This is a genomic window from Streptomyces sp. SID11385 (assembly GCF_010548245.1).
In the GTDB taxonomy this organism is placed as follows: domain Bacteria; phylum Actinomycetota; class Actinomycetes; order Streptomycetales; family Streptomycetaceae; genus Streptomyces.
In genome coordinates this window covers 1-636 of record NZ_JAAGLR010000396.1, presented here as the reverse complement: position 1 = coordinate 636, position 636 = coordinate 1, and the positions used below count along the sequence as shown (strand labels likewise).

Annotated in this window: 1 protein-coding gene; it reads left to right on the top strand. The window is 75.0% G+C overall.

Going from position 1 to position 636, the window contains the following annotated elements; translation table 11 throughout:
- Positions 1–319: 319 nt before the first annotated feature.
- Positions 320–636: DUF3492 domain-containing protein (locus G3I42_RS11940; protein ID WP_164285231.1), on the top strand; the 317-nt coding region annotated here is incomplete at its 3' end.

Sequence of the window (636 nt, the reverse complement as noted above, 5' to 3'; positions counted from 1 at the left end):
GCGGCGCGCGGCGCTCGCGGCGCTCCCGGGGGCGGAGCAGGGGCGGACGGCCGCGGCCGGGGTGTGAGGGCGTGCGCCGCCGAACGGAGCAACCGCGGGCGCCGCGAAAAGGGGCGCCCGCGGGGTCTCGCGCGCACGTAAGCCCGCTTTCGCGCCCTTAAAACGCCCCCGCCTCGGATTGGTTACGACTCTTCACCCCTTCCGGTGGTCCGACGGACAACCGTCCGCCGGACCACCCATACCTGCGCATACCTTCGTCCCGCTGTGGGTCGCCGACCGAAGGGCGGCCCCGTGACCGGGAGATCGGGGGTGCGCGCTCGTGCGCATAGGACTGCTGACCGACGGCGGCTATCCGTACGTCAACGGCGAGGCGAGACTCTGGTGCGACCGCCTCGTGCGCGGTCTCGACACGTACGCGTTCGACATCTACGCCTTCAGCCGCGGCAGCCGTCAGGAGGACCTCGGCTGGGTCCGCCTGCCCCCGCACGTGCAGCGGGTCCGCACCGCCGCGCTGTGGGACGCGCCGGAGGAGTGGCCGCGTCCCGGCCGCCGCGTGCGCCGCGAGACGCTGGAGCACTTCGCGGCGCTCGCGACGACCGCGTGCGCGGCGACGAGCCCGTCGACCCCGCCCTCCGC